General features: G+C 31.7%; 1 protein-coding gene. It reads right to left on the bottom strand.

The features are described from left to right. Positions 1 to 181: 181 nt before the first annotated feature. Positions 182 to 892: hypothetical protein (locus tag ASV53_RS25695; protein ID WP_189337967.1), on the bottom strand; the 711-nt coding region annotated here is incomplete at its 5' end.

Here is an 892-nt window from a genome sequence, read left to right on the forward strand (position 1 = left end):
ACCACCTAGATCTACACAAGGCTATTCGTCGGCTGCGTCTGTTGTGTATAAGAGACAGCAATAAGGTTGATTTCGAAGACTTGGTGATTTTATAAATGCCAGCCATCAAGCCCAAAACCTCTTATCTGTAATCATATAAACAATTCACAATTTCATACAAAACAAACAAGTTTGATCAGTTCTATTTTAATGATAATAATGTCAATTTATCTTTCAACTTAACACAACGACGAGATATACCTGATGCTCGTTTTTTTGAAGTTATTCTAAACTTTGACTCAAAATCACCGCCAGTTGACAAGTCATATATTTCCTCCACCAATGCATATATTTCATCAATGTTTTCACGCATTAGTTTAGGGAACATTTTAAACAAGATCTTTTTTCGACCAGACAAAAGTAACAAAATAGATTTCATTTTAAATTCGTAGAATTCCATCTGTGGTTGGTTTGTACTGTTTTTTTCACTAAGCCAATATTGACCACAAACTTCCTCAAGCTCATTAGTAATATTGTAAGTCTCAGTAACAAGTTGATTTAACCTATTTTTTTTGTCAACTTTTTTCCAATACAACACATTAAACAAATATGCAGCAAAAGCAGCCACAAATGCACTTAATATTGCTGAAAAAAAAGAAAGTGGATAGGACCCATCAGGAATGGAGCTAATTGCCCTTACTAATATATCTGTAGAATCAGAAATATTACTATTTACATCAATGACATTTTCGCAGATACCTTGTGTGAATTCATTAATTCTAAAATCGGTGTATGCCGAAGAACAATCAATTCTATTATTTATCAAGTCAAATTCATTAACATACACTGAAGGAGGAAAAGATTCATCTTTATTATTGAATAATTTCAAACCAATAAAATATTCACTGTCATC

The organism is Photobacterium sanguinicancri (assembly GCF_002265265.1).
Lineage (GTDB): Bacteria > Pseudomonadota > Gammaproteobacteria > Enterobacterales > Vibrionaceae > Photobacterium > Photobacterium sanguinicancri.